Here is a 5421-nt window from a genome sequence, read left to right as displayed (position 1 = left end):
GGTTTTGAAATAAAACGAAAACAGGGGTTGACGAGATAAGTTAAGTTGATCATAATCTCGCTTCTCTGCTGCAGGAACTGCAGCGGTTCTTTAAAAAATTGAACAATCGATAAGTGTGGGTGCTTGATCGCTGTGGCCATGAAACTGCTTAGGCAGTTTTGAGTTTCACAAAGATTAGGTGCTCATATGTCAGTAAAATGATTTTGAGTACTTTGTAGGATTAAACTTAAGAGTTTGATCCTGGCTCAGATTGAACGCTGGCGGCATGCTTTACACATGCAAGTCGAACGGCAGCGGGGGTGCTTGCACCTGCCGGCGAGTGGCGAACGGGTGAGTAATGCATCGGAACATGCCCAGTCATGGGGGATAACTACGCGAAAGCGTAGCTAATACCGCATACGCCCTGAGGGGGAAAGTGGGGGATCTTAGGACCTCACGTGATTGGAGTGGCCGATGTCAGATTAGCTAGTTGGTGAGGTAAAGGCTCACCAAGGCGACGATCTGTAGCGGGTCTGAGAGGATGATCCGCCACACTGGGACTGAGACACGGCCCAGACTCCTACGGGAGGCAGCAGTGGGGAATTTTGGACAATGGGCGCAAGCCTGATCCAGCCATGCCGCGTGAGTGAAGAAGGCCTTCGGGTTGTAAAGCTCTTTCGCAAGGGAAGAAAACGGCAAGGCTAATATCTTTGTCGGATGACGGTACCTTGACAAGAAGCACCGGCTAACTACGTGCCAGCAGCCGCGGTAATACGTAGGGTGCGAGCGTTAATCGGAATTACTGGGCGTAAAGCGTGCGCAGGCGGTTTTGTAAGACAGATGTGAAATCCCCGGGCTTAACCTGGGAACTGCGTTTGTGACTGCAAGGCTAGAGTACGGCAGAGGGGGGTGGAATTCCACGTGTAGCAGTGAAATGCGTAGATATGTGGAGGAACACCGATGGCGAAGGCAGCCCCCTGGGCCTGTACTGACGCTCATGCACGAAAGCGTGGGGAGCAAACAGGATTAGATACCCTGGTAGTCCACGCCCTAAACGATGTCAACTAGTTGTTCGGAGAGGTAACTTTCTGAGTAACGCAGCTAACGCGTGAAGTTGACCGCCTGGGGAGTACGGCCGCAAGGTTAAAACTCAAAGGAATTGACGGGGACCCGCACAAGCGGTGGATGATGTGGATTAATTCGATGCAACGCGAAAAACCTTACCTACCCTTGACATGTCTGGAACTTGTGAGAGATCACTTGGTGCCTTCGGGAGCCAGAACACAGGTGCTGCATGGCTGTCGTCAGCTCGTGTCGTGAGATGTTGGGTTAAGTCCCGCAACGAGCGCAACCCTTGTCATTAGTTGCCATCATTTAGTTGGGCACTCTAATGAGACTGCCGGTGACAAACCGGAGGAAGGTGGGGATGACGTCAAGTCCTCATGGCCCTTATGGGTAGGGCTTCACACGTCATACAATGGTCGGTACAGAGGGTTGCCAAGCCGCGAGGTGGAGCTAATCTCTTAAAGCCGATCGTAGTCCGGATCGTAGTCTGCAACTCGACTACGTGAAGTCGGAATCGCTAGTAATCGCAGATCAGCATGCTGCGGTGAATACGTTCCCGGGTCTTGTACACACCGCCCGTCACACCATGGGAGTGGGTTTCACCAGAAGTAGGTAGCTTAACCTTCGGGGGGGCGCTTACCACGGTGAGATTCATGACTGGGGTGAAGTCGTAACAAGGTAGCCGTATCGGAAGGTGCGGCTGGATCACCTCCTTTCAAGAGAAAGGTCGCAGTGGTCAAGTATCCACAACTTATCGGTTGTTCAAGCGAAGAGCCTCGAGTGTGAGGGTCTGTAGCTCAGCTGGTTAGAGCACCGTCTTGATAAGGCGGGGGTCGTTGGTTCGAACCCAACCAGACCCACCAAGCTATCGAAGGTGCGTTGGTCAGAATGGGGCTTTAGCTCAGCTGGGAGAGCGGCGGCTTTGCAAGCCGTAGGTCGTCGGTTCGATCCCGACAAGCTCCACCAGTATCTGATGCAAACCAGACGCTAGTCAGACAGTAGTCAGACACACAACGAGGTTCGAGAAGTCAGTCATGCATGGCCAGGGAAGCATTCTGGTGTTTATGCCTGACTTCTCGGGAAGGTCAAACTTCTCGATTGGCTCGCTCTTTAACAAAGTGGAAGAAGTATATATATGTGCAGCGTATCAGTAGATGCGTTGCACGGGTAGCGTGATTGCATTGAATCTCGCGTGCTGTGTCAGCGGCGCGACGAGGTTCGCACAAACGAGTTCGACCTGTGACCGGATCTTTGGGCGAAAGCCTGAGGGTCTAAGGTTATAGGATCAAGCGACTAAGTGCATGTGGTGGATGCCTTGGCGATCACAGGCGATGAAGGACGTGCAAGCCTGCGAAAAGCGGGGGGGAGCTGGCAATGGAGCTTTGATCCCCCGATATCCGAATGGGGAAACCCACTCCGCAAGGAGTATCCCGTACTGAATACATAGGTACGTGGAGGCGAACGCAGCGAACTGAAACATCTAAGTAGCTGCAGGAACAGAAATCAACCGAGATTCCGTAAGTAGTGGCGAGCGAACACGGATCAGCCTGCACGACTAAACCATCTAATTAGCAGAACGGTCTGGAAAGTCCGGCAACACAGGGTGATAGCCCCGTATGTGAAAATTAGGTGGCGGGTCTGAGCGTGCGACAAGTAGGGCGGGACACGAGAAATCCTGTCTGAAGATGGGGGGACCATCCTCCAAGGCTAAATACTCGTGATCGACCGATAGTGAACTAGTACCGTGAGGGAAAGGCGAAAAGAACCCCGGGAGGGGAGTGAAATAGATCCTGAAACCGCATGCATACAAACAGTGGGAGCCTCCTTGTGGGGTGACTGCGTACCTTTTGTATAATGGGTCAGCGACTTACGTTCAGTGGCGAGCTTAACCGAATAGGGGAGGCGTAGCGAAAGCGAGTCTGATAAGGGCGATTTAGTCTCTGGGCGTAGACCCGAAACCGGATGATCTATCCATGGCCAGGATGAAGGTGCGGTAACACGCACTGGAGGTCCGAACCCACTAATGTTGAAAAATTAGGGGATGAGCTGTGGATAGGGGTGAAAGGCTAAACAAATCCGGAAATAGCTGGTTCTCCCCGAAAACTATTTAGGTAGTGCGTCGTACGGACACTTGCGGGGGTAGAGCACTGTAATCGTTGGGGGGGTCAATGCGATCTACCCCGCGATAGCAAACTCCGAATACCGCAAAGTGATATACGGCAGACAGACAGCGGGTGCTAACGTCCGTTGTCAAGAGGGAAACAACCCAGACCGCCAGCTAAGGTCCCAAATGCATGGCTAAGTGGCAAACGAAGTGGGAAGGCATAGACAGCTAGGAGGTTGGCTTAGAAGCAGCCACCCTTTAAAGAAAGCGTAATAGCTCACTAGTCGAGTCGTCCTGCGCGGAAGATGTAACGGGGCTCAAGCCATGAACCGAAGCTGCGGATGTGTCTTATGACACGTGGTAGGGGAGCGTTCCGTAAGCCTGCGAAGGTGTCTCGAGAGGGATGCTGGAGGTATCGGAAGTGCGAATGCTGACATGAGTAGCGATAAAGGGTGTGAAAAGCACCCTCGCCGAAAGCCCAAGGTTTCCTGCGCAACGTTCATCGGCGCAGGGTGAGTCGGCCCCTAAGGCGAGGCAGAAATGCGTAGTCGATGGGAAACAGGTCAATATTCCTGTACCGGTTCTAGATGCGATGGGGGGACGGAGAAGGTTAGGCCAGCCGGGTGTTGGAAGTCCTGGTTTAAGCGTGTAGGAGTACCCCGTAGGCAAATCCGCGGGGATTATCTGAGGCGTGATGACGAGTCTCCTTGTGAGACGAAGTGGTTGATACCCTGCTTCCAGGAAAAGCCTCTAAGCTTCAGTCTAGAATCGACCGTACCGCAAACCGACACAGGTGGGCAGGTTGAAAATACCAAGGCGCTTGAGAGAACTCAGGAGAAGGAACTCGGCAAATTGATACCGTAACTTCGGGAGAAGGTATGCCCCGGTAGCTTGTAGGAGTACATCCGAAGGGCGAAGGGGCCGCAGAGAATCGGTGGCTGCGACTGTTTATTAAAAACACAGCACTCTGCAAACACGAAAGTGGACGTATAGGGTGTGACGCCTGCCCGGTGCCGGAAGGTTAAGTGATGGGGTGCAAGCTCTTGATCGAAGCCCCGGTAAACGGCGGCCGTAACTATAACGGTCCTAAGGTAGCGAAATTCCTTGTCGGGTAAGTTCCGACCTGCACGAATGGCGTAACGATGGCCACACTGTCTCCTCCTGAGACTCAGCGAAGTTGAAATGTTTGTGAAGATGCAATCTACCCGCGGCTAGACGGAAAGACCCCATGAACCTTTACTGTAGCTTTGCATTGGACTTTGACGGGACTTGTGTAGGATAGGTGGGAGGCTTTGAAGCGGGGACGCTAGTTCTCGTGGAGCCAACCTTGAAATACCACCCTGGTGTCGTTGAGGTTCTAACCCAGGCCCGTGAATCCGGGTCGGGAACAGTGCATGGTGGGCAGTTTGACTGGGGCGGTCTCCTCCCAAAAGGTAACGGAGGAGTTCGAAGGTCTCCTAGGTACGGTCGGACATCGTACTGATAGTGCAATGGCAAAAGGAGGCTTGACTGCGAGACCGACAAGTCGAGCAGGTGCGAAAGCAGGACATAGTGATCCGGTGGTTCTGTATGGAAGGGCCATCGCTCAACGGATAAAAGGTACTCTGGGGATAACAGGCTGATTCCGCCCAAGAGTTCACATCGACGGCGGAGTTTGGCACCTCGATGTCGGCTCATCACATCCTGGGGCTGTAGCCGGTCCCAAGGGTATGGCTGTTCGCCATTTAAAGTGGTACGTGAGCTGGGTTTAAAACGTCGTGAGACAGTTTGGTCCCTATCTGCCGTGGGCGCTGGAAGTTTGAGTGGACCTGCTCCTAGTACGAGAGGACCGGAGTGGACGCACCTCTGGTGTACCGGTTGTGACGCCAGTCGCATCGCCGGGTAGCTAAGTGCGGAAGAGATAACCGCTGAAAGCATCTAAGCGGGAAACTCGCCTCAAGATGAGACTTCCCTGGGGCCTAGAGCCCCCTGAAGGGTCGTGGAAGACCACCACGTTGATAGGTCGGGTGTGGAAGCGCAGTAATGCGTTAAGCTAACCGATACTAATTGCCCGTGAGGCTTGATCCTATAACCTTACAAAACAGTCGATACTCGTTGTTGGACGAAGAGACTTCGCCCAACCATCGACGCAATCACTACACCCATATACTTCTTCCCGCTTTGGCCTGCAACGCGCAGGTGACAAGTCATAGTCTGACGACCATAGCGTCTTGGTCCCACCCCTTCCCATCCCGAACAGGACCGTGAAACAAGATCGCGCCGATGATAGTGAG

The 5421-nt window shown here is 53.2% G+C and carries 2 tRNA genes and 3 rRNA genes; all 5 read left to right on the top strand.

What is annotated here, in order from left to right:
- Positions 1 to 222 precede the first annotated feature (222 nt).
- Positions 223 to 1760 (top strand): 16S ribosomal RNA (locus AC22G6_RS21710).
- A gap of 70 nt (positions 1761 to 1830) precedes the next feature.
- Positions 1831 to 1907, top strand: a tRNA-Ile gene (locus AC22G6_RS21705).
- 27 nt (positions 1908 to 1934) lie between these two features.
- A tRNA-Ala gene (locus tag AC22G6_RS21700) sits at positions 1935 to 2010 on the top strand.
- 317 nt (positions 2011 to 2327) lie between these two features.
- Positions 2328 to 5215: ribosomal RNA gene (locus tag AC22G6_RS21695) — 23S ribosomal RNA — on the top strand.
- Positions 5216 to 5340: 125 nt separating this feature from the next.
- A 5S ribosomal RNA gene (rrf, locus tag AC22G6_RS21690) occupies positions 5341 to 5421 on the top strand; the annotation flags it as partial.

This window comes from Parazoarcus sp. PS-13 R2A, assembly GCF_057621855.1.
The sequence above is the reverse complement of the archived record's forward strand: the minus strand, read 5'-3'. Positions and strand labels throughout refer to the sequence as shown.